15 protein-coding genes, 1 tRNA gene and 1 pseudogene are annotated in these 23108 nt (G+C 72.3%); 9 read left to right on the top strand and 8 right to left on the bottom strand.

The window, feature by feature from the left end; translation table 11 throughout:
* Window positions 1-67: 67 nt before the first annotated feature.
* Both O7602_RS08955 and O7602_RS08950 read right to left on the bottom strand, forming a co-directional pair.
* Window positions 68-1168, bottom strand: coding sequence for a site-specific integrase (locus tag O7602_RS08955; RefSeq protein ID WP_281587800.1), 1101 nt, complete (start codon window positions 1166-1168; stop codon window positions 68-70).
* A gap of 35 nt (window positions 1169-1203) precedes the next feature.
* Window positions 1204-1656: a hypothetical protein gene (locus tag O7602_RS08950; RefSeq protein ID WP_281587798.1), complete on the bottom strand. Its 453-nt coding sequence runs from the start codon at window positions 1654-1656 to the stop codon at window positions 1204-1206.
* A gap of 458 nt (window positions 1657-2114) precedes the next feature.
* Here O7602_RS08950 and O7602_RS08945 point away from each other — a divergent pair, with 458 nt between their 5' ends.
* Window positions 2115-3227, top strand: coding sequence for an ISAs1 family transposase (locus tag O7602_RS08945; RefSeq protein WP_281587796.1), 1113 nt, complete (start codon window positions 2115-2117; stop codon window positions 3225-3227).
* Here the strand turns inward: O7602_RS08945 and O7602_RS08940 are convergent.
* From O7602_RS08940 to O7602_RS08930, 3 genes are all read right to left on the bottom strand, one after another.
* Window positions 3135-4208: a site-specific integrase gene (locus tag O7602_RS08940; RefSeq protein ID WP_281587795.1), complete on the bottom strand. Its 1074-nt coding sequence runs from the start codon at window positions 4206-4208 to the stop codon at window positions 3135-3137. The genes O7602_RS08945 and O7602_RS08940 overlap by 93 nt on opposite strands.
* Window positions 4201-4542, bottom strand: coding sequence for an AbrB/MazE/SpoVT family DNA-binding domain-containing protein (locus O7602_RS08935; RefSeq protein ID WP_281587794.1), 342 nt, complete (start codon window positions 4540-4542; stop codon window positions 4201-4203). The genes O7602_RS08940 and O7602_RS08935 overlap by 8 nt, the downstream gene beginning before the upstream one ends.
* A 268-nt stretch (window positions 4543-4810) precedes the next feature.
* Window positions 4811-4897, bottom strand: a tRNA-Leu gene (locus O7602_RS08930).
* Between the two features lie 199 nt (window positions 4898-5096).
* On the opposite strand from O7602_RS08930, the pseudogene O7602_RS08925 reads away from it, so the two are divergent.
* The 8 genes and pseudogenes from O7602_RS08925 to O7602_RS08890 form a co-directional block, all read left to right on the top strand.
* A pseudogene (locus tag O7602_RS08925) lies at window positions 5097-5537 on the top strand (tetratricopeptide repeat protein); the annotation flags it as partial.
* Between the two features lie 1935 nt (window positions 5538-7472).
* A complete protein-coding gene (locus O7602_RS08920) occupies window positions 7473-8582 on the top strand; it encodes a hypothetical protein (protein WP_281590654.1) in 1110 nt (369 codons plus the stop codon).
* A 145-nt stretch (window positions 8583-8727) separates the two neighbouring features.
* Complete coding sequence (locus O7602_RS08915; protein ID WP_281587792.1) at window positions 8728-11355, top strand: fibronectin type III domain-containing protein; 2628 nt, start codon at window positions 8728-8730, stop codon at window positions 11353-11355.
* 26 nt (window positions 11356-11381) lie between these two features.
* Window positions 11382-12377 (top strand): MoxR family ATPase, encoded by a 996-nt coding sequence (locus O7602_RS08910; RefSeq protein WP_181569257.1) that lies wholly within the window; start codon window positions 11382-11384, stop codon window positions 12375-12377.
* A gap of 2 nt (window positions 12378-12379) precedes the next feature.
* Complete coding sequence (locus O7602_RS08905; RefSeq protein ID WP_281587789.1) at window positions 12380-13534, top strand: DUF58 domain-containing protein; 1155 nt, start codon at window positions 12380-12382, stop codon at window positions 13532-13534.
* Between the two features lie 68 nt (window positions 13535-13602).
* Window positions 13603-15894 (top strand): DUF3488 and transglutaminase-like domain-containing protein, encoded by a 2292-nt coding sequence (locus tag O7602_RS08900; RefSeq protein ID WP_281590219.1) that lies wholly within the window; start codon window positions 13603-13605, stop codon window positions 15892-15894.
* A gap of 121 nt (window positions 15895-16015) precedes the next feature.
* Window positions 16016-17230 (top strand): low temperature requirement protein A, encoded by a 1215-nt coding sequence (locus O7602_RS08895; RefSeq protein ID WP_281587787.1) that lies wholly within the window; start codon window positions 16016-16018, stop codon window positions 17228-17230.
* Window positions 17231-17269: 39 nt separating this feature from the next.
* Window positions 17270-18109 (top strand): DUF1028 domain-containing protein, encoded by an 840-nt coding sequence (locus tag O7602_RS08890; RefSeq protein ID WP_281587785.1) that lies wholly within the window; start codon window positions 17270-17272, stop codon window positions 18107-18109.
* Between the two features lie 7 nt (window positions 18110-18116).
* Here the strand turns inward: O7602_RS08890 and O7602_RS08885 are convergent, their stop codons facing one another.
* The 3 genes from O7602_RS08885 to O7602_RS08875 form a co-directional block, all read right to left on the bottom strand.
* Entirely contained in the window at window positions 18117-18788 is a 672-nt protein-coding gene (locus O7602_RS08885; protein WP_281587783.1) for a maleylpyruvate isomerase N-terminal domain-containing protein, read from the bottom strand.
* Between the two features lie 10 nt (window positions 18789-18798).
* On the bottom strand, window positions 18799-19680 hold the full coding sequence (locus O7602_RS08880; RefSeq protein ID WP_281587781.1) for a phosphatase PAP2 family protein: 882 nt from the start codon (window positions 19678-19680) through the stop codon (window positions 18799-18801).
* 364 nt (window positions 19681-20044) lie between these two features.
* A complete protein-coding gene (locus O7602_RS08875; RefSeq protein WP_281590218.1) occupies window positions 20045-22942 on the bottom strand; it encodes a glycoside hydrolase family 48 protein in 2898 nt (965 codons plus the stop codon).
* Window positions 22943-23108 lie beyond the last annotated feature (166 nt).

Below are 23108 nucleotides of genomic sequence, written 5' to 3'. Positions count from 1 at the left end.
GCAGCACTCGGAGGCACAGCAAGCACACTAGAGATAATCAATCGGGCATACTGCCGATGCACTCCAGTTAAGAAGCCCAGTCGGAACTCCGAACAGGAACCCTAACGCCGCTGGTCAGGAACAGTGAAGCCGGTAGCGCGCGGACACGGCCGCCATTTCGCGGCGATTCATTGATCCCAGCCGCCAGAGGATGACTCTCCCCAGTTAGGGCGCTGAGCGCATATGCCACCTCGTATAAGTCGGCCTTGACGTAAGTGCTGGTTGTTCCAGCAGCAGCGCGGCTGTCATGACCGGCATAGGCGCGCGCGATGCCGTACCCGAAGTTGCGCTCCACCCAGGTCAGCGTGGTATGGCGGAGCCAGTGAGCGCTTATCTGCTGTGTAGTTACCCATGGAAGATGCCTTCCCAGGCGGCTCCAGAGATAGTCGTAACGACGGCGAGTAAGCGGGGCTCCGTTCCGATATCTCAGCAGGTGCTTCTCGACGGAACCTGCTCCTCGACCGTCGTAATGCTCCAGTAGCGAGCGCACGAGTGTGGGTGAAATAGGCTGCCATCGCACAGTCCCACCCTTTTCATGAAGTTGAATTAGGCACTGCTCGACGTCGACATCAGACCTTTTAAGGGCGAGCGCTCCACCCCGTCGGCACGCGGTCTCCTCGTGAAGCCTTAGAATAAGCACATCGAGTTCCGGATCGTTGCCAGTGCTACTTGCGACCTCGTTGATCGACTTCAGTTGAGCCTCGGATAAAGCTCGGCGAGTGCTCGCGAGCCTACGAGGCTTAGGCACACGAGCAGCGGGGTTTGCGGCTACGGAAATGAACCCGTCGGTGACGGCGTAGGCGTAGAGGCACCGCATCGCCGATATGAAGTGCTCGGCAGCAGTCCGCCCGCCACGGGAATTTCGCCTTTTTACTACACTTTCCTTCATGCTTTCGGCAAACTGCTTAATCTCCATCGGAGTCGGCTCATCGATGCGACGCTCTCCCCAAACTTCTTGAACTCTCCTCCAATAGGTTCCGTAAACGCGTCGTGTACCTGCGGCGACGGCGAGAGAGACATGGGGAATGTATTCATTGAATGATGGAGCTTCTTTCGCCGCACCGGCGCCCTTGAGAACTTCCTCAGCCGTCAGCCCGAGCCGGCTCAATAACAGGCGTACCGCCTGCACCTCGCCGTTCCCTAGTCGCTGAGAAGGGTTGCCCGTCATTGCTGCACATCCTCACGACCGTCCATCATCGCTCTAATTGCGTCGGCTAGCCAGGCCATGGTGCCCACGATGAGGATTCCGGCGCCCTTATTTGCCGCGAGGATCAGCCGGTCCTTATCGGCGATTCCGAGCATGTGCCGAGTGCTGGGCGAGAGGCGCAAGTGACCCTGGGCCGTGATTCGTTGGCCACTCAGCTCCCCGAGGGCAACTTCGACTATTCCGGAGCCGACCGCGAAGTCGACCATCTGCGATGCAGCCCAATCCATGAAGCGGATCGCCGAGCGGCTGGCCAGGCGCCCACTGCTATCGATTACGGTTATCGAATAGTAGGCCGTCGGACTTTGAGGACATGCGACGAGGGTCGCGAGAGGGATACCTGCATTTTGAAACGGAAAGGAATTCATCTCCGCCACCTCCGTCCGCAGGAAAGCCACTTCGTCCGCGCCCAAGATTTAGATGATCTCGACTCCAATGTGAGTGGCATTACCGACCTCCTCTAACCATCCTAGGATAAAAGCGGGCCGCGATGCATGGGCAGTAGTCTTACTTCTTCCAACTCCTGCGAGCGCCAGGCTTTAGGAATTCGATGCCGGACAGTTCCACCGACAGATCCCAGAGCTGCCGCGCGGCGGCAAGACTGTGGGATTCGGAGCTAGAGATGTTGTGTCCGATTGGTCCTCGTGTGCCCCACCAGTAGGTGGGGCCGAGGTCAGGGCCCCGGCAAAGTCGTGATGGTGTCGGACTTGTGGTGCTTGGAGTAGAAGCGCCGTTGGTGGTGGCAGCAAGACGGGCATGACCTGTTCGGAAGATCATCAAGGTTCCTACGCCATGCTGATCGCCGAAGTGAGTCATGCCCGCGCTGCCATCATCGCTGATCTCGTCTCTGTCTTGCGCACCGGCTCTGACCGTGCCCGAAACCGCCGGCAGGCTGCCCGAAGCGCTCGCCGGTCTGCCTGATCCACGGGCCAGGCGAGGTGTCCGGCACCAGCTGACGGTCGTGGTCACCGCAGCGGTGTGTGCCGTGGTCGCCGGGTACCGCTCGTATGCCGCGATCGCCGAATGGGTCGCCGACGTGCCGGCCACGACGGCTCTCGCTCTGGGCATGACCCCGGATCGGCGCCCGTCGGAGGCGATGATCCGTCGGCTGTTGCAGGCCATGGACCCGCAACTACTGACCGCGACGATCGGCGTCTGGCTCGCCGGCCGGGCCACCGCCACCACCTCGGCGGCCGGCAGGGCCATCGCCGTCGACGGCAAGTCCCTGCGCGGCTCCCGCACCACCGACACCCCGGCCCGGCACGTGATGACCGCCTGCGACCAGGCCACCGGCGTGGTCCTCGCGTGTATTGACGTCGACGGCAAGACCAACGAGATCACCCGGTTCGCACCGCTGCTCGACCAGATTAGCGACCTACGCGACACCGTGATCACCGCCGACGCCCTGCACTGCCAGCGTGAGCACGTCACCTACCTCACCGAGCGCGGCGCCCACTGGATCCTGACCGTCAAGGGCAACCAGCCCCACCTGCACGCTCAGCTCACCGCCCTGCCCTGGCGGGCAGTCCCCGACGCCACCCGCGACGGCGATCGCGGACACGGCCGCCGCGAGATCCGCAGCCTGAAAATCCTGACAATCTCCACCGGCATCGACTTCCCGCACGCCGTCCAAGCCATCCAGATCCGCCGCCGCAGACGCCGCCTGGACCAGCCGAAACGCTTCACCACCGAGACCGTCTATGCCATCACCGATCTCTCAATCCATCAGGCGAAACCGGCACAACTGGCTGCCTGGGTTCGTGGGCACTGGACGATCGAGAACAAGGTCCACTGGGTCCGCGACGTCACCTACGACGAGGATCGCAGCCAGATCCGCACCGGCACCGGAGCCGAAGTCATGGCCGCGCTACGCAACGCCGCGATCGGCGCCCTACGCCTGAGCGGGGTCACCAACATCGCCGCCGCCAACCGCCATCACGCCCGCGACAGCACCCGCCCACTGGCGCTGCTCGGCATCACCTAACGACTTTGCCGGGGCCCTGATCGTCGCCCGCACGTAGGTTGCTGTAGTGCCAGCATCACCGCCGCTCTCCGAATGACCGGCGTAGGCTCGCGCGACGCCATAGCCGAAGTTCCTTTCCACCCAGGTCAGCGTAGTGTGGCGCAACCAGTGCGTGCTGATCTGTTGTGTGTACACCCACGGGAGGTGCTCGCCGATGCGCACCCACAGATGGTCATACCGTCGGTAGGTGATGGGCTGCCCGCTCCGATAGCGCAGCAGCTGCCCAGACTCCGCCGCTTTCCGCTCCTCAACGTGGCGCTGTAGATACCGCATCAGCGTCGGAGAGACCGGTTGCCACCGTCTGGAATCCCCTTTCTCTCGTAGCAGGATCAGACATTGGTCCGAATCCAGATCGGCCGGACGGAGCGCCAGCGCGCCACCGCGCCGGCACGCCGTCTCGGTATGCAGCCGTAGAAGCAACGTGTCGAGCGCCGGGTCGTCGCCTGTGCTGGCTGCGACCTCGTTGATCTCGGCGAGCCTGGTATCCGCCACGGCCCGACGGGTACTCGGCAAACGCCGAGGTTTCGATACCTTCAATGCGGGATTTTCCGACGCCACGATAAACCCATCAGCGACCGCCCTCTTGTAGAGACAACGCAAGGCGGCAATCAGATGCTCCGCCGCGCTACGACCTCCACGAGCGTTCCGCCGCGCTACCACGTGCGTCTTGACGTACTCCGCCAACTGCTCGATCTCCGACGGAGTGGGCTCGTCAAGTCTTCGCTGCCCCCAGTGCTCCACCACCCGTTTCCAGTAGGAGCCGTAGGCACGCCGCGTTCCCACCGTGACCGCGGCCGCCACCACCGGAACATACTCGGCGAAGGTCGGTGACAGGGGCCGGGCCACCGCAGCGTCCAACAGGTCAGCGGGCGAGATACCCATCCGAGCAAGCAGCAGCCGAGCCGCGTCCAACTCAGCACGATTCGCTGCTGTGTCACTCATCGCCGCCCCCGAACACCGCATCGTGAGCCTGCGTAACCAGCTCGTCGAGCTTCGCCGGCGGGTGAACCACCAGCCGTCCGCTGGCTGGTTCCGCCACGATGAACACTCGGTCACCGGCGACCAAGCCACACCACTGACGAACCACTGCCGGCAGCCGAATATGGCCCTCCTTGGCAACTTTGAAGACGCCTTGTGGATCCGCGGAAACAACAATCAGCCCATGGCGCTCCCTGATACTCAACCGCAGTCCAGGCACCCACTGGAGCACCTTCATCGCCGACCGATCAGCGATCCGGCCGTGCGTGTTCAGCGTGACCAGCCCGTAGACAGCCACACGGCTGCGGGTGGCGGCGAGGGTGGGAAGCGGAAGCGGGGGTCGCCTCATCGCCGCGGCGGATGAACCAGAAGCGCCACGTGCACTGGTCTGGTGACCGGGGAGGGCAACAGCGGGAATGACAGACGAGCTGGCACGGGTTGTCACAGCTCTGGCCCCGGTGGACTTGCCCCGAGAGGCAGCGCCGGCGCCGGTGTCGTAGGAGTTTCGGCGGTGGTCAAGCATACTTGACCACCGCTACGTCATCTTGTGCACAAATGAAACGTACTGGTGTCCGAGGGGGGACTTGAACCCCCACGCCCTATACGGGCACTAGCACCTCAAGCTAGCGCGTCTGCCATTCCGCCACCCGGACTTGCCCGTCCAGCCTACCTGGTCGGCCCCAGTGACTTTCGCACCGGATCGGCCGGCCCGGCGGGCCGCACGGGGCATTACTGTACACGGCTCGAAACGATCATGCACATCACCATCAGAGCCCCACGTTTCCGCAGCTCAGGACCCTCAGCCACCGGACGGGTAGCGCGCAACCGACGATTCCGGGCAGCATTGCTCCCGTGTCCCACCCCGCCCCGCTGACCGCCGTGCAACACCAGGCCCTGGCCCTCCGCGCCGCGGGCGACCTGACCAGCGCCCGCCGCCTGCTCGCCGACGCGATCACCGCGGCCCGTCCGGCCTACGGCGAGGACCACCAGGACGTCCTGACCACCGGCCACCTGCTGGCCCGCCTGCATCGTGAGGCCGACGAGCCAGCCGCCGCCCGCCGCGTCCTGGAAGAGGCGTACGCGGCGGGCGAGCGCCGTCGCGGGGACGCCGATCCGCTGATGCTCGCCCTCAGCTTCGACCTCGCCGGGGTGGCGGAGGAGTTGGGCAACCGGCACGAGGCCCGCCGCAACTACGGTCGCGTGGCCACCGCCGGGCCCGCCGTGCTCGGTCCGGACCACCCGGCGGTACGCGCAGCCCGCCAGTACCTCGGCGGCTCCGCCGCCGCTCCCGCCGGTTATGGACCCCCTCCCGGCGGCTTCGCCCCCGCTGCCGGTGAGCGCTCCGATCCGGCGCTGTCCGGGCCCACCGTGTCGCTGCCGGCGGTCCCACCGACGTACCCTCCCCAGTCCACCGTGCCGCCACCCGCTGCCTCCACGGCACCCGCCGCCGCACCGGTGCCCGGCGCCGAATGGGCGCCGCAGCCGGGGCCGGCGTCCCGAGCACCGTGGCCCGGAACCGCGTCCGACCCCGGAGCCCGTCCCGCTCCGCCCCCGATGCCCCAGAGCGCCCCGACGCCGCTGCCCCAAAGCAACCCGGCGTCGCTGCCGCCTCCTCCGGTGATCCCCACCTCGGCGCCTCCGGTCCGGCCCAGCGGCTCGGATCGGCCGGCCAGTCCCTGGGCGCCTCCTCCTCCACCGCCGGCCGCCGACACCGCCGGCGGTTTGCCGGCGCCGCCCGGACAGGCCACCGCACGTTTCCCGGCATCGCCGGCCACCGCCCACAACCAGCCGGTGCCCACTCCCGGCGTGATGCCGGTGCCGCCCCGGCCGTCGATCGTCCCGACGACGCCTCCCGGCCCGCCAACGCCTCCAAGCCCGCCGGCACATCCCGGCCCGCCCGCACATCCCGGCCCGCCGGCACATCACGGTCCACCGCCGCCGACCGTCGGGGCGGGTCCACTACCGCCCCCGCCGGTCATCCCATCGCCCCGTCGGCAGTCGTCGCCCGACGGTTCCGGCGCACCTCCCTGGGCGGCGGCCCCGCCGTCTTCTCCCGGGTCGACGCCGGTCGCCCCACCGGCGTCGCCGGCTCTGTCCTCCGGGCCGCCGGCGCCGCGTGTACCGACGCCGATCTCCGGTCCACCGGGGAGTGGAGTCCTGCCGCCTCCCCCGCCCGTTCCGGCCGCCCGGCCGTTCCCGAGCCCACCGATCACAGGCCCGACCCCAGCCGCGCCGATCCCAGGCGCGCCGATCTCAAGCCCACCGATCTCGAGCCCGCCCGGCTCAGGCCCCCCGATCTCAGGCCCCCCGATCTCAGGGCCACCGATCCCGAGCCCGTCGGCGACTGGGGCGCTGCCGCCACCCGCCCCACCGGTTTCCCATCCGCCCGTCCCGGCGCCGGCATCGGTCCCGCCAGTTGATCGGACCGGCGCGCCACCCGCGTCGGAGACCGCCACGGGGCACCGGCCCGCGGTTCCGGCCGCCACGTCGCCGTCGCGCCCAGCCGACGGGCCCGCCGGCCCGGGGGTGGGTGGCCCCGGACCCGGATCGGCGACGCCCGCCCCGGGCTGGGACAAGCCGACCATTCAGGTGCAGCAGATCGGCCCGTTGCTGCGGGAGGAAGCGGAACGGCAGGCCGCCGCCTCCGCCTCGCCCAGGGGCGCCGCGACAAGCGAAGCGCACGCCGCCGATGCACCACCTGTCAGCGCACCGCGGGTGAGTGGACGCCCGATCCCGGTCAGCGGACCGCCCGTGGGCGGAACACCGAGCAGCGCACCTGACGCCGCCCACTCGGCGAGCGGAACGCCGAGCAGCGCACCTGCCGCAGACCGACCGCCGGTGGTCGGCCCGCCTCCGGGCGCGCCGCCCGCCGCCGGCCCGGAGCGGGATCACCAGCCCGATGGCCCGCGCCCGCCGGCGAGCGACGCCCCGCCCGGCGCTCCGACGCGTCCGGCCGCCGGACCGCATGCCGCCGCCTATCCGCCGGCCGGCTCCGCGAGCGCACCACCGCATCCCGTGAGCGGGCCGCCCGGACGACCCACCCCCGGATATCCCGTCGGCACACCGCCCGGACCGCCCGTCGCCCCGCACCCTGGGTATCCCGGGAGCGGGCCGCCGGTCACCGGCACCCTCGGATATCCCGTCAGCACACCGCCCGGACCGCCCGTAAGCGGACCACCAGCGAGCGGACCACCCGGGTACCCGGTGAGTGGACCACCCGGACCGCCGGTGAGCGGACCCGGCGGGTATCCGGTCGGCGGCCACCCGCCGTCGGTCAGCGGGCCACCCGCCATGCCCGTCAGCACCGCGCCGACCAGCGCCACGCCCGCCAGCGCCACGCCGACCAGCGCCACGCCGACCAGCGCCACGCCGACCAGCGCCGCGCTGACCGGCGCCGCGCCGGTCAGCGGCACGCCCGCCAGCGCCACGCCCGTCAGCGCCACGCCCGCCAGCGCCACGCCGACCAGCGCCGCGCCCGCCAGCGGCACGCCCGCGCCGCCGTGGGGCATGGTCGCGCCGCCGTGGAGCAGCGTGGCGCCGTCGCAGCCGGTCGGTGCCGAGCCGGGGTCGGACCTCACGCCGACTGTGGACGACGAGGACGGCGGCACCACCGGGCAGGACCGGAGCCCCACCGGGTGGGACCCCGCCGTGGGGGCGAACGGCAACGACATTGACCAGCATCGGAACGTCGAAGGCCGGGGCGGCAGCGCCACCGGGGCGGACCACCACCCCGGCGGGGACGTCCCGGACGAGGGTCGGGCGTTACCGGTCTACGACGGGTTGCTGGACTTTCCCGGACCGGCGCGGCCGGAACCAGCGGCGTACCCGGAGCAGGGGGCCTGGCCGGCGGTGCCGCAGGCGTTCCACCAGAGCGCCGCGTACCCGGTGGCGGAGGAGCCGGAGCGGCGCGGCCGTAACCGGACGATGGTGGCCGTGGTGGGTGGTGCGGCGGTCGCGTTGGTGGCCGTGGTCGCCGGGGGCGCGGTGTGGCTGGGCCGGGACGCGCCGCCGCCCGCGCCGGCGCCGAGCGTGGCCAAGCCGAAGGTGACCGGGCCACCCCCGGTTGACCTGCGGTTGCGGGACGACACCACCACGATCACGGTGACCTGGACCGATCCGACGGACGGCGGGGTGCCGTTCGTGGTCGCCGGTGGGCGGGCCGGGCAGAAGCTCGGGGTGATGGCCACCGTGGACGCCGGGCAGACCCGCTACACGGTGAACGGGTTGAGCGCGAAGCTTGACTACTGTTTCACGGTGCTTGCGGTCTACTCGACCGACTCGTACGCCACCTCGGGTCAGGTCTGCACGGACCGCGAGGGCGGTGGCACGCCGAACTGACCGGCCACCTACGACACGCTCGGTGTCCACAGGGGGACGGTGCGGGTTTCACCAGCCCCGGCCGGCACCTATGATGGCTCCCGGCTCTGGGGAGGGTCGACCACGTGCGGCGCCCTCCCCCACCGACGCGGGGAGGCAGCCGGCTGTGACCACCATTGAGGACGTCACGAGCACCGCCGGGTCGGAGACGGCCCGCCCGCGGAAGCGGTTGCGCGGCGGGCTGGTCACCATCGGCACGGTGGCGGCGCTGCTGGCCGCGATGGGGTTGACGGTGCTCGGGCTGGGCGCCGCCGACAACGCGGTGGCCAACTTCGACTCCTCGTCCTGGCTGTGGAGCACCACGCGCAGCGAGCTGGCCCGGGTCAACGGCATCACCGCACGGGTAGACACCCGGATGGAGGTGCCCGGCGGGCGGCGGCACCAGATGCTGGTGGCGCAGACCGACCGGCTGCTGATCCTGCGTGACCTCAACACCGGCCAGGTCAGCTCGCTCGACCTGGCGACGCTCCAGATCACCGCGACCACCCCGACCGCACCGGGGCTCGGGGTCAGCGTGGCGTTGCACGAGGACGCGGCGTTCGTGGTGGACGCGGTGCAGGGCATCGTCCGGCAGCTCGACCCGCGGGCGTTGACGCCGGTGGGCGAGCCGGTCCGTTATCCGCCGGGCATCACCGGCGGAGCGTTCGACGGCGACGGGAAGCTGTGGATCGCGGTGCCGAGCGAGGGCACCGTCTCGGCGGTCACGGCCGCCGACCTGCCGGCGACGCCGGGTGACGCGCCGCCCGCCGGGCTCAGCCCGAAGCGGGTCGAGACGTACGAGGTGGCCGAGCCGGCGCACGAGCTCGTGGTGTCCACGCTCGACGAGGGCGTGGCGGTGCTCGATCGCACGTCGGCGTCGTTGGTGACGATTGTCGGCGGCCGGACCCAGCGGGCCGACCTGACGGTGACCGCCCCCGGCATCCTGCCGACCCGCAGCAGCGGCCCGCAGGTGCCGGTGACGGTGGCCGGTGACCGGTCGGTGCACGTGGTCCGGGACGGCCGCGAGGTGCGGACGTTCACGGTGCCGGGCGCCGGGGTCCGGCTGAGCCCGGCGGTGGCCTGGGCGGGGCGGTTCTACTGTGCCGACGAGGACACCGGGGCGGTCTACTCGTTCGACGCCGCCGGCCAGTTGGTGGAGACCATCAAGGGTTCCGGCCGGCCCGGGCCGATGGAGCTGGAGGTCCGCGAGAACCACCTGTTCATCAACCCGCCGGACTCGTCGACCGCGCAGGTGGTCGACGACCGGAACCGGGTCCGTGAGGTCAACAAGTACGCGAACGACGTGCTCGGTGGCGACCCGCCGCCGGCTCCCCCGCCGCCGCCCCCGCCGAAGAAGCCGAAGGTGAGTAAGCCGGGCGCGCCGAAGTCGGTCCGCGCCGCCGCCGGCAACGCCTCGGCGCGGGTGAGCTGGCAGCCCGCCACGTCCAACGGCGCCGAGATCACCAGGTACGTGGTGGAGGGCGGCGGTCAGACCCACCAGGTGGGCGCGAACCAGCGGGCGCTTGAGGTGACCGGGCTGACCAACGGCGAGTCGTACACGTTCTCGGTGCACGCGGTGAACGCGAAGGGCGACGGGCCGGCGCGGCGCAGCAACCCGGTCGTGCCGACGGCCGAGGTGCCGGACCCGCCGGCCTCGGTGACCGCCGAGGCGCGACCGGACGGCACGGTGCGGGTGAGCTGGCCGGAGGCCGACGGGCAGGGCAACAAGGTGGCGCGGTACGCGGTGACCGCGACCTCGGCCGGCGCGAGCGCCCCGGCCGGCGAGTCGCCGAAGACCGAGCTGGTGGTGCCGGCGGGTCAGTTGGAGTACGGCACGCAGTACGCGTTCACGGTGACCGCGGTCAGTGACAAGGGCGCCGGGTCGAAGGCGTCGCCGGTGAGCAACACGGTGGTGCCGTTCACGACGCCGAAGGCCCCTACCGAGCTGCGCGCGTCCACCGTGGCCGACCAGCCCGGCACCGTCGCGGTGCAGTGGTCGCCGGCGGTGGAGAACGGCCGCCCGGTGATGAAGTACGTGGTGGAGGCCGCCGGGAAGACGGTCGAGGTGACCGACGTCAAGGCCACCGTGGGCGGGCTCGGCAACGGCCAGAACGTGACGGTGAAGGTGAAGGCGGTGAACGAGGCCGGTCCCGGCGCGGAGGCCACCACCACCGCCCGTACGGTGGCCGCGCCCCGGGTCACGGTGACCGGTTCGTCGGCGGACGCCACCTCGGTGACGGTGACGTTCACCGTGGACGCCGGCGGCGGGCGGGCCACCTGCACGGCGGCCACCGGCGGCAAGACGGCCAGCGGCGGCTGTGCCAGCCTGCGGGTGACCGGGTTGTCGCCGGGCACGGCGTACACGGTGACGGTGACCGCGAGCAACGCGGCCGGAAAGAACACCGCCACCCGTGCCCAGACCACCGACCCGGTCTACGGCGTCGCCACTTGTAAGAACGGTCCGGACGGGGACCAGCGGACGTACTGCGACTCGGATGTGCCGGGCCGCAACGGCAACGAGATCTTCGAGGTCACCCGGCAGGACAACGACCGGCAGGCCGGCTGGGTGCCGGACGGCAGGCGGCTGCGCACCTACTGCAAGGCCAAGGGTGAGAACGTCGATGCCTGGATCTACAACAACAACAAGCAGAGCACCTGGTGGGTCCAGGTCGACTACAAGGGCAAGACCTACATTCCGTGGGCCTGGCTGAACCTGGAGGGCGGCGACGACCTCAACTTGCTGCCCACCTGCTGACCGCGCCGTTTCGGAAGGGCACACCCGTGAACACGCACGAACCGCTGAGCCAGCCGGAGGTGCAGGGCTTCGCCGCCCTGGCCGCCCGGCTGGCCGACAACGTCAACGCGGTCGTGCTGGGCAAGCCGCAGGTGGTCCGGCTGGCGCTGACCGCGTTGTTCGCCCAGGGGCACGTGCTGCTGGAGGACGTGCCCGGGGTCGGCAAGACCACCCTGGCGCGCGCGGTGGCGGCCACCGTCAAGGGTGAGTGGCGGCGGATCCAGTTCACCCCGGACCTGCTGCCCTCGGACGTATCCGGGGTGACCATCTTCAACCAGGCCAGCCGCGGTTTCGAGTTCCACCCGGGGCCGGTGTTCGCGAACATCGTGATCGCCGACGAGATCAACCGGGCGTCGCCGAAGACCCAGTCGGCGCTGCTGGAGGTGATGGAGGAGCGGACCGTCACCGTGGACGGCGTACGCCATCCGGTGCCGCAGCCGTTCCTGGTGGTGGCCACGCAGAACCCGGTGGAGATGGACGGCACCTACCGGCTGCCGGAGGCGCAGCTCGACCGGTTCCTGGTGAAGCTCTCGGTGGGCTATCCGGACGAGGCGGTCGAGGTGGAGGTGCTGCGCGGCGCCACGGTCCGCTCCCCCGACTCGCTGACCGCGGTCACCGACACCGCCACGGTCGGCGAGATGGTGAAGATGGCCCGGCGGGTGCACATCGCCGAGCCGCTCTACGCGTACGCGGTGCGGCTGGCCGCGGCGACGCGGACCCATCCGCAGGTGCGGGTGGGGGTGAGCCCGCGCGGGGTGATCGCGTTGACCCGGGCGGCGTGCGCGTACGCGCTGATCGACGGGCGGGGCTGGATCATGCCGGAGGACCTGAAGGCGCTGGTCGAGCCGGTCTTCGCGCACCGGCTGCTGTTGACGCCTGATGCGCAGGTGCGGGGCGTCACGCCGGCCGAGGTGCTGCGTCAGGCGGTCGCCTCGGTGCCGGTGCCGCTGCCGTCGGGCCAGCCCGCCCCGGTGCACGGCTGAGCGTGGGGATCACCGCCCGTGGCGTCGGGCTGCTCGTCGCCGCCCTGGTGCTGCTCGGGGCGGGTTTCCGGTACGCGTACCCGGAGCTGACCGTGCTCGGCGCGGCGGCCGGCGTGGCGGTGGCCTACGCCGGGGTGACGGCCGCCTGGCGGCCCCGGTTGGCCGTGGAGCGTCGGGCCGACCCGGATCGGGTGGCCCGGGGCGAGCCGGCGGCGATGGAGTTGGCGGTGCGCAACACGGGCCGGTTGCGGGCGGCGAACCTGGTGGCGGAGGACCGCTGCGCGGGAGCGCCGGTGCCGGTGCCGTTGCTGCGGTTGCGTCCGGGGCGGGACACGCGGGTGCGGTACGCGGTGCCGACGCACCGCCGGGGTGTGGTGCCGGTGGGGCCGCTGCGGGTGGTCCGCCGGGACCCGCTCGGGCTGGTGGCGTTGACCCGCGGCTACGGCGGCACGGTCGCGGTGTGGGTGTACCCGCGGATCCACCCGTTGTCCGCAGTGCCGACCGGGGCGGGGCGCAGCCTGGACGGGCGCGTCGACAGCGTGCCGCACGGGTCGATCACGTTCGACTCGTTGCGCGAGTACGTGGTCGGCGACGAGTTGCGCCGGGTGCACTGGCGGACCAGCGCCCGGGTGGGTGAGCTGATGGTGCGGGAGAACGTGGACACCAGCCTGCCGCGCCTCGTGGTGGTGCTGGACAACCGGTCGGCGGCCCATCCGGGGCGGGTGGCCGGGGTGGCGGAGTCGTTCGAGGCGGCGTGCGAGGCGGCGGCGTCGGTGGTGGCCGCGGCGGTGCGGGAGAACCTGCCGGTGCACCTGCTGCTCGTCGCGCCGGCCGAGGTGGAGCCGGCGGGGGCGGCCGGGCCGCTGGACCGGCTCGCCGCGGTCGAGTTGGCCGGCGGCGGGGTGGAGGTGCTGTCGGCGGCGACGGGCCGACTGCGGCAGGAGCGGCTCGGCGACACGCTCGTCTTCCTCACCGGGCCGGGCGCCGCCGAAGAGTTGGGGCATGTGGGCGCGCTGCGCGGGGCGTACCCGTCGGTGGTGGTGGGGATGTTCGGCGGGTCCGCGCCGACGGCGGCCGGCGCGACGGGCCTGGTGGTGCTGGAGGCGGCGGACGGCGCGGCGTTCGCCGCCGAGTGGGACGGGATCCGCCGGTGGTGACCGTGTCGCCGCCGCGTCCGGCCGCCGGGCCGCCGCCGACCCCGACGCGGGGGTGGGCGGCGCGGGCGTTGCGGGCGGCGCCGGTGCCGGTGGCGCTCGTGGTGCTGGTCGCGTTGTCCGCCGTGGTGCTGGGCCGGGTGTACGCGGACCCGCTGCTGACCCGGCTGATGGTCGGCGCGGCGGCCGGTTCGGTACTGGTGAGCGTGGCCGCCCGGCGGTTGCCGTCGTGGCAGGTGGCGCCGCTGTCGGTGGCCGCCCTGGCCGGCTGGACGCTGCTGTCGCTGCGGCTGGCGGCCAGCCACGCGGCGCTGCCCGGTGGGCTCGGTGAGGTGGCCGCGGACGCCGCCGGCAACGCGATCCCCCGGCTGCTGACCGCGATGATCCCGGTGCAGCCGACGCCGGACACCGTGCTGCTCCCGGTGGTGGCGGCCTGGCTGGCCGGGTTGACCGCCGCCGAGGTGGCGCTGCGGGCCGGCCGGGTGTTGCTCGGCTACCTGCCGCCGGCGCTGCTCTACGCCGGCGCGCTCTACGTGGTCGGGCCGAACGCGGAGCCGGCGGTGGGCCCGACGGTGCTGTTCGCGGCGGTCGCGGCGGCCGGCCTGGCGGCCACCGGACGACCGGCCGGTGCGGATGCCGCCGACCCGGTCGCCGGGGGAACCCCGGCGGTACGCGCGGCGGTGCGGCTGCGGCCGGCGGTGGCGAGCGCGGGCGGGCTGGCCGTGGTGGTGGCGCTCGCCGCGCTGCTCGCCCCGGTGGTCGCCGGTCAGGTCGACGACCATCCGGTCGACCCGCGCCGCTATGTGGAGCCGCCGCGGGTGGAGACTCTGGATGAGAACCCGCTGATCCGCATCTCCGGCTGGGCGTTGAACCCGGACCAGCGGCTGCTCGACGTGCGTACGGTCGCCGGTTCGACCGGGGGCGGGCCGCCGCGGATCCGGCTGGCGGTGCTCAGCGACTACGACGGGGTGACGTGGCGGGTGGGTGCCACGTACCGCAACGCGGGGCGGATCCTGCCGGCCGTCGAGCCGGCGCCGGGCGCCACGACCGACGTGGTGCGCCAGGAGATCACGGTGGCGGACCTGACCGGGCGGCTGCTGCCGGCCGTGCCGACGCCGCGTGAGGTGGGCGGCGCGCGGGTGGCGTACGACCCGGCGAGCGGGACGCTGATCCGGCCGGAGGGGCTCGCCCCGGGGCTGCGGTATGACGTGTCCTCGGTGCGGGAGCGTCCGGACCCGAACCTGGTCGCCACCGCGAACGTGCCGGCCGGGGACGCGGTGGCCCGGGTGCTGCGGGTGCCGGACGGGGCGCCGGAGCAGGTGCGCCGGCTGGCCACCCAGCTCGCCGAGGAGAACGGGGCGCCGTACGCGCGGGCGGACGCGATCGCCACGTTCCTCGCCGAGCACTACCGGGTGACCGCCGACGCGCCGAGCGGCCACGCCTACCCGAACCTGACGTTCTTCCTGTTCGGGCCGCGCAACGGCGGCGGGCAGCGGGGCACCTCGGAGCAGTTCGCGGCGTCGTTCGCGGTGCTCGGCCGGCTCGCCGGGCTGCCCACCCGGGTGGTGGTCGGGTTCGCGCCGAAGGCGGACGGGCCGGTGCGGGCCGCCGACGCGTACGCCTGGCCGGAGGTGCTGTTCGAGGGTGTCGGCTGGGTGCCGTTCGACCCGATGCCGCGCCCGGACTCCGAGCCCCGGCCGGTGGAGGAGGACTTCCGGCCGCAGCCGGAGGATCCGCCGCCGTCGGAGGTGCCGGCGCCGACCGGGGAGCCCACGGCCACGCCACCGGCCGCCGGGTCCGCGCCGGACCGGGCCCGCGGCGGTCCGGGTACGCCGGTGCTTGTCGGCGGCGGCGTCGGTGGCCTGCTGCTGCTGGTGGGCGCGGTGCTGGCGGCGCTGGCCACGATGCGCCGCCGGTTGACCAGGTCCCGGTTGGAGCGGGGTGACCCCGGCGGGCGGGTCGCCGGCGCCTGGCGGGAGCTGACCGACGCGTTGCGCCTGGCGGGCCGCCCGGTGGGCGACGAACTGGCGGCGGCGGAGGTGGCCGAGCGGGCCCGTCACGCGCTCACCGAGGCCCACGCCGCATCCGGCGCGGCGACGACGGGCGACGCGGCGACGACGGTGACGGGCGACGCGGCGACGACGGTGGCGGGCGACGCGGTGGCGGTGGCGGGCGGCGCGGTCGACGAACTCGCCGGACTTGTCAACCAGTTGGCCTTCGCGCCCGGCACCATGACTCCCGGCGAGGCGGACCGGGCGGCGGCGCTCGCCTCGGCGTACGGCGACGCGCTGCGCGACGCCCGGCCCCGCTGGCGGCGGTTGTGGTGGCGGGTGCACCCCGGGCCGCTGCGCTGGCGGCGCTGACCGGGCGGGACACGCGGGCGCCGGAGCACGATCGGCGGAGCGATCCGCGCGATCCGCACCGCGACGCCGGGAAAGAGTGTTACGACTGCCGGGTGGACGCGAGCGAGGGCGGGGGACGGCGGTGAGGATCGCCGAGCCCGGCGCGCTGCGCTCCACCGACGACGACGGGGAGCGGGCCACGTTCCTGGAGCTCTTCTTCGATCTGGTCTACGTGTTCGCGCTGACCCGGATCTCCGCGCGCGCGTTCGAGGACCTGGCGTTGCAGGGCGGCCAGAGCAACTGGGCGGCGGTGACCGGCGCCGGCAAGACGCTGCTGTTGCTGCTCGCGCTCTGGATGCTCTGGCAGGGCACCGCGTGGACGACCAGCCGCTACGACCCGTACCACCTCTGGCTCCAGGTCATCGTGGTCACCGCGTTGGTGGCGGCGATGGTGATGGGGGTGGCCGTTCCGCGCGCGTTCACCGGCGGGGCCGGCCTGACCTTCGCCGTCGCGTACGTGGTGGGGCAGGTGGGCCGTTCGGCGATCCTCGTGCTGGTGCTGCGCCGGCAGCAGTACCGCCGGCTGAAGCTGCGGATGCTGCTCACGTACTGCCTGTGCGGGGTGCTGTGGCTGGCCGGCGCGGGGATGTCCACGAACGCCCGGGTGGTGCTCTGGAGCACCGCGCTGGTGATCGAGTATCTCGGTAACCGGTTCGGCTGGCCGGTGCCGGGGCTCGGTCGCTCGACCGTCTCCCGCTGGGACATCCACGGCAAACATCTGGCCGAGCGGTACCAGCAGATCTTCCTCGTGGCGATCGGCGAGACGATCCTGGTCGCCGGCCTGACCTACACCCGCTCGACCGCTGGCTGGCCCAGCACCGTGGCGTTCGCCGCCGCCCTGGCCACGTCCGTGCTGATGTGGCGGATCTACGTACAGCGGGCCGGGCAGATCCTGGGCGAGGCGGTGACCGGGGCCGAGCACCCGGCCACCATCGGCCGTTCCGCCGCCGACACCCACATGGTCATGGTGATCGGCGTGGTGGCCACCGCGATCGGTTACGAGCTGTCCATCGAGCACCCCACCGGGCACAACGAGTTGCCGTGGCTGGCCATGGTCCTGGGCGGGCCGGCGCTGTTCCTGGCCGGCCGGGCCCGGTTCGAGTACGAGGTGTTCGGCCGGGTCTCCCCGTCCCGGCTGCTGGCGATCGCCGCGCTGCTGCTGCCGGTGCCGCTGCTGGCGCGGGTCGCGCCGCTGCTCGCGGCGAGCTGGGCGGTCGTGGTGCTGGCGGCGGTGGCGGTGGTCGACCTGCGCCGGGCGTGGGGTCGTCCACCGGAGGCCCACGCGACCCCGTTCTAAGCGCCGGTGGCGGCCCCGGACCCGGGCTACGATCCGCGCGTGACCTTCTCGCTCGTCGCCCGTTCCGCCGACGGGCACCTGCACGGCGTGGCCGTGGCCAGCCGGTTCCTCGCCGCCGGGGCGTTGGTGCCGGCGGCCGAGGCGCGGGTCGGGGCGGTCGCCACCCAGGCGCACGCCAACCTCGCCTACCGGGCGCAGGCGCTCGCGCTGCTGCGCACCGGCGTCACCGCCGCCGACGCGGTGGCCGGGCTGGTCGCCGCCGACCCCGGGCGCGACGACCGGCAGCTCGCCGTGGTCGGCGCCGCGGGCGCGGGGGCCACCTGGACCGGGCCGCGCTGCCATCCCTGGGCCGGCGGGCAGGCCGGCGACGGCTGGGCCGCGCAGGGCAACATCCTGACCGGCCCGCAGGTGATCGACGCGCTGCGCGACGCCTGGCTCACCGGCACCGACCTGCCGTTCCCGCAGCGGATGCTGGCCGCGCTCGGGGCCGGTGACCGGGCCGGCGGTGACCGGCGCGGCCGGCAGAGCGCCGCGCTGCTCGTGGTGCGACGCCACGGCGGCTACGCCGGCACCGGGGACGAGTTGGTGGACCTGCGGGTGGACGATCACGCCGACCCGGTCGCCGAGCTGCGCCGCCTGCTCGACCTGCACACCATGATCTTCGGTCGCCCCGACCCGGCCACCCTGCGCGACCTGACCGGCCCGCTCGCCGTCGAGGTGGCGGAGCTGCTCGCCGCCGCCGGGCACCCGGTCGGTCCGGCCGGCCTGGACGACGCGCTCGCCGCCTGGTCCGGCCTGGAGAATCTGGAGGAACGCTTCGTGCCCGGCCGGATCGACCCGATCGTGCTGGACCACCTGCGACGGGCCGCGGCGGGCTGACTCCGGCTCAGCCGCCGAAGGCGAGCCGGCGGATGCCGGCCGCCGCCAGCGCCGCCCGCTCCGCGCCGGTCAGCGGCACCCGGCCGGTGGCCTTGCGCAGCACCAGGAGCGCGTCCCAGCCGAGCCGGTCCGGCACCGGTGTCCCGGTGGTGAGCACGTCGACCACCACGGCCGCCGCGGCCGGTGTCGTCCACGGCGGCCGGTCCAGCGCGTCGGCCAGGTCCAGGCCGTGCACCGCCACCTCCACCACCCGGGTACGCAGGAACTCGGTCAACGCCATCGCGTCGCCGTGCCGGGTGCGCACCACCCGGCCCGGCGGTTCGGCGGCCACCGCCGCGTCGGTGGCCCGCCAGGCCCGCCCGAACTCCCGCGCCAGCTCGACCGCGCCCGGGTGTTCCCGCGCCGCCGCCCGGGCCCCGTCGATCCGGTCCCGGTCGACCGCCGGCGCGAACTTGGCCGCGCCGAAGTAGCCGGACGCGGTCACCTCCGGCCGTGGCGGGGCGGGTTCGGCGAGCATCGCGACCAGCCGGCCGGCGCCGACACGCACGTGCGCCAGCAGATCCCGTACCCGCCATGGCGGGCACGGCGTCGGACGATCCAGCGCCGACTCGTCGAGCCCGCGCAGCACCCGCTCCAGCCGCTCGCACTCGACGCGGAACGCCGCCCGTACCGGCTCCACTCCGGCGTCCTCAGCCCTTCTGGCGGGGCACCAGCCGGTGCACGACGGCGAGGACCAGCGCGGCCACCACGGCGATCGTGCCGGCGATGCCGGCCGCGCTGCCGGCGTACCCGATGAAGAGCGGACGGCGGCCGAGCGCGTCGACGGCGACCGTGGAGTGGTCGACCAGCCAGGACAGTGCCAGCGCGGAGACCAGCAGGGCCAGCGCGCCGCCGCCGCCGAGCACGGCGGCGGCGAGCCGGTGCGCGTCGCCCGGCTCCACCACGGCCCGCTCCCGCTGGAAGACCAGCAGCACCAGCCCGGCCGCGGCGGCCCAGGCGCCGACCAGCAGGTACGCGGCGACCGCGTCGCTGGGCCGGTGCCAGCCGGCGGAGAGCGTGGCCACGCCGGCGGCGGCGGCGTAGCCGGCGCCGAGGAACGCGCCCGCCACCCGCACCTGCCGGGGCAGCACCAGGATCAGCGCGATCGCCACCGAGGCCGCCACCGTGGTGTGGCCGCTGGGCAGGCTGTTGCCGGCGGCGGCCCGTTCCGGGTCGATGCCGAAGTCCGGTCGGACCAGGAACTGTTTGAGCACCTGCGTGCTCACGTTCGCGCCGGCGATCAGCAGCGTCGCGGTGACGGCGAGCGCCTTGCGGCCCCGGATCAACGCGATGAAGCCGATCACCGCGGTCGCGGCCAGCAGCGACACCACCGACATGGCGTTGAGGAGGGTGTCCACCGGGCCGTCCACCCGGTCCTGCCCGATCTGGTTGCCGGTCAACGCGACCGTGTCCAGCCACTGACCCAGGTCGGTGTGCACGGCGAAGCGCCACACCATCAGGAACGCGGCCGTCTGGGCCAGGGCCAGTACGACCAACCAGACTGCCGTCCACCCTCTTGCCGTCTCCCGCACCCGGACAACTTAGCGGTCGGGCCGGTGCGGCGCGCGTCGGAGCGCCTCGGATCTGGTGGGCGGCTCGGAAAAAATAGTGGAGAGGCCGCCACGGGGGGAGCGGCCTCTCCGTCAAATACGTTACTCCGTCCGCGCCACGGATGTGATCCCGTGGAGCGCTGAATTTTCCGTGCCTTTTCGCGCCATGGGTCGCCCCGGGCGGAGTGGTGGGCCGGTCCGTCCGCTGCGTCGGCCGGACGGCCGGCCCACCCGGCCTGACCGTGGGTGTCAGGCCGTCCGCCGGCCCGGCCGCTCCGTTCCCCCATCGGCCGGGTCGACCTCCTCCGTGGACGGGTCCTCACCCGCCCACGGAGGAGTTGTCACCTCATCCCTGCGGGAAGTAGGTGCCGTAGTCGGCGTACGCCATGGCGACGTCCGCCTGTGCCCAGAACCGGTGGTAGTTGAAGACCGGCTCGTCGCCGCCGTCCAGGTACGCCTGGACCTTCGGCCACTCCGGGTCGTTCTTGTAGAAGGACCGGATGTCCAGGAAGCTCTTGCCCGGGGCGATCGTGTCGCCGTTGGGCATCTTCCCGGTCCAGCCCGGCGGGATGTAGAGACCCTGGCCGTCGGAGGAGTTGTAGACGTCGTCGAAGCGCTTGTAGTCGCCGCGCTTCTCCGGCATCGAGACGCCCTTGCTGTCGGCGGCGGCCGAGAGCGCGTCCAGCAGGCCCTTGGCGGTGGTCTTCGCCGCGGTGTTGCCGGACTTGGCCGCGTAGGCGATGAGGGTACGGGCGTAGGCGGCGGCGACGCCGACGTCCTGGCCCTTGACCGTCACCTCGACGTGCAGGTTGGTGTTCGGCTGCGGGCTGCTCGGGTTCCAGTTGGCCGGCTGGCCGGTCCACTTCATGTCCGACGGGATGGACCAGTTGGCGCCGGTGGTGGTGTTGGCGATCGCCCACGGCACCCACTTGTCGAGCAGGGCCTTGGCCTTGGCGTTGCCGGTCTGCAGGTACAGCTCGGCGATGCGCTCCATCGACCACGCCTGCATGCCGAACCACTGGTTCGACGGCGGGTCGTTGTAGACCGGGTCGACGTCGTAGAACATGCCGTAGAAGGTGGCGGTGCCGGCCGGCGGGGTGCCGTAGTTGCCGTCCCAGCTGTTGGTGGCGCCACCGGCGATGCCGCCCTCGGCGGACTGCAGCCAGGTGTAGAACTCCAGCTGCCGGTCCATGCTCTTCTGCCAGTCCGAGACCGCGGTCGGCGACTTCGGCTTCAGCTCCGAGATGTTCGTCATCGCCCAGGCCGCGAACGGGTTCTGGTAGCCGAAGTGGCTGTGGCTGGAGCCGATCCGCCACGACCAGTTCTGCGACGTGTCGTACGCGCCACCCCAGGCGTAGTACCAGGAGAGCAGGTAGTGCGCCGAGTCACGGCCGCTGCCGGCCGGGCAGGAGGACGCGCCGACGCAGTTGCCGATCTTCTTGAAGTACTTGTCGAACAGCGCGTAGCGCAGGTAGTCGCCCATCTTGGCGGCCTTCGCCACGGTGGCCGCCACGTCGGCCTCCTTGCCCTGCGCCTTGGCCCAGGTCAGCGCCCAGTAGGCGGCCTGGACGGCACGCGCGTCGGCGTCCGGCGCGTTGGTGTACTTCCACTGCTTCGCCGGGGCGCTCGACTCCTTGACGAACAGGTCGAGGTAGCCGTTCGGGCCGCCGTGCTTGAACGTGTCGCAGGACGGCTGCGGCACGGTCTCCCACACCGACTCCTGGGTGCCCCGCTGGAACGTGTTGATGTAGGCGGGCTTGGTGGTGCCGTCGCCGCAGCGGCCGAAGCCGTAGGTGTTGTCGACGTCCATCAGCCAGTGCATGCCGTAGATGTCACCGGTGCCGTAGGTGGACTGCAACTCCGAGCGCAGCGGGTCCTGGCCGACCGGGACGCTCGCCTCCAGGGCGGACGGGTACTGGCTGGGCAGGTTGTGCTCGGCCGCGTACTGCGGGGTGCCCGGAGCGCCCGCCGTGGGCTGATCCGCGTGGCTGGGGATGATGTACTTCTCCATCACCGTCCAGGAGTTGTTGAACGGGCTCCAGTTCTGGGTGACCCGGCCGTACTGGGCCTCCAGCCAGATCCAGAAGCTGAACGCCTCCGAGGTGGTCTCGTGCCCGTGGTCGGGCGCCTCGACGATGAGCGTCTCGATCGAGTGGTACGGCACGCCCTCGGGGCTGAAGTAACCCGAGTTCTTGATCTTGCCGTACTGGTCGAGGAACTTCTTGATGTAGGCGTTGTCGCCGCCCGGGCTGTCGTTGTCGACCTCGGTGGCGACGACCGAGACCGGCGCGTAGCCGGTGGCCGACGCCGTGATCGTGGCGGTGCCGCTGACGGTGTCGGAGTCCTCCGCGGCGGAGACGGTGGCGGTGACGCCGGTGCTCCAGTTGCTCGGGGTGAGCGTCAGCGTGGACGGCGAGACGGTGATGTCGCTGTCACCGGTGACGGCGAGGCTCACCGGGACGTTACCGCTGGGCGCCGCGCTGAGCGTGTACCGGACCGTCGCGCTGCCGCCCTCGTCGACGCTCACCGCCGACGGCGTGGCGACCAGCTTCGGCCCGGTGGCCGCGGTCACCGTGAACGACTTCTCCGCGGTCGCGGTGCCGCCGGCGTTGTCGTACGCCTTGGCCTGCACGGTGTAGCTGCCGGCCGGCAGGCTCAGCAGGTCGTAGCCGTACGGGGCGGTGGTGTCGGTGTTGACGAGCATCCCGTTGCGGTAGAACTCGACCTTGCTGATGGTGCCGTCGGCGTCGCTGGCGGTCGCCGTGAGCGGCACGTCCGCCGGGGCGGTGAACGGACCGGCCGGCACCCCGAGGGAAACCGTCGGCGGCTGGTTGGTGGAAGCGCCGTTGCAGGCGACGCCGTTGAGCGTGAACGAGGTGGGCTTCGGGTTGCTGCCGCTGAACGTGCCGTTGAAGCCGATGTTCGTGGACGCGCCGCTGGGCAGGCTGCCGTTCCACGACTCGTTCGTCGCGGTCACGTCGCTGCCGGACTGGCTCCACTTGGCCGACCAGCCCTGGGTCACCCGCTGGCTGCTGTTCGGGAAGGCGAACTTCAGCGACCAGTTGTTCAGCGCGTCACCCAGGTTCTTGATGGTGACGTTGGCGGTGAAGCCGTTGCTCCAGTCGTTGGTCGCGTAGGTCACGTCGCAGGCGGGGGCGGCCTGCGCGGCGCTCGCGGGCAGGCTCACCCCGCCGATGGCGAGGGCGGTGGCGGCGAGCATCGCTATGCGGCGACGCCTGGCCATGAGTCTCATCTGGGCGGTGTCTCCTCGGACCGGGCCGGGACTCTCGGGTCCCGGCTGGGCGCCTCCACGCGCCGACAGGCGTACGCGGGGGGACGGAGGCGTCCGGAAAGGTGGTCGTCCCGGCCGTGCCGGGGATCGGGGCGCCGCACCGGTTTGTCACCGGGTG

The organism is Micromonospora sp. WMMD1128, from assembly GCF_027497235.1.
GTDB lineage: Bacteria > Actinomycetota > Actinomycetes > Mycobacteriales > Micromonosporaceae > Micromonospora.
This window is presented reverse-complemented; position numbering and strand designations above follow the sequence as displayed.

What these genes read in the sequence shown, in the direction of transcription:
- O7602_RS08940 (WP_281587795.1), bottom strand. Translation starts at nt 4,208, where the DNA reads ATGAGTGACACAGCAGCGAATCGTGCTGAGTTGGACGCGGCTCGGCTG.
- O7602_RS08875 (WP_281590218.1), bottom strand. Translation starts at nt 22,942, where the DNA reads ATGGCCAGGCGTCGCCGCATAGCGATGCTCGCCGCCACCGCCCTCGCC.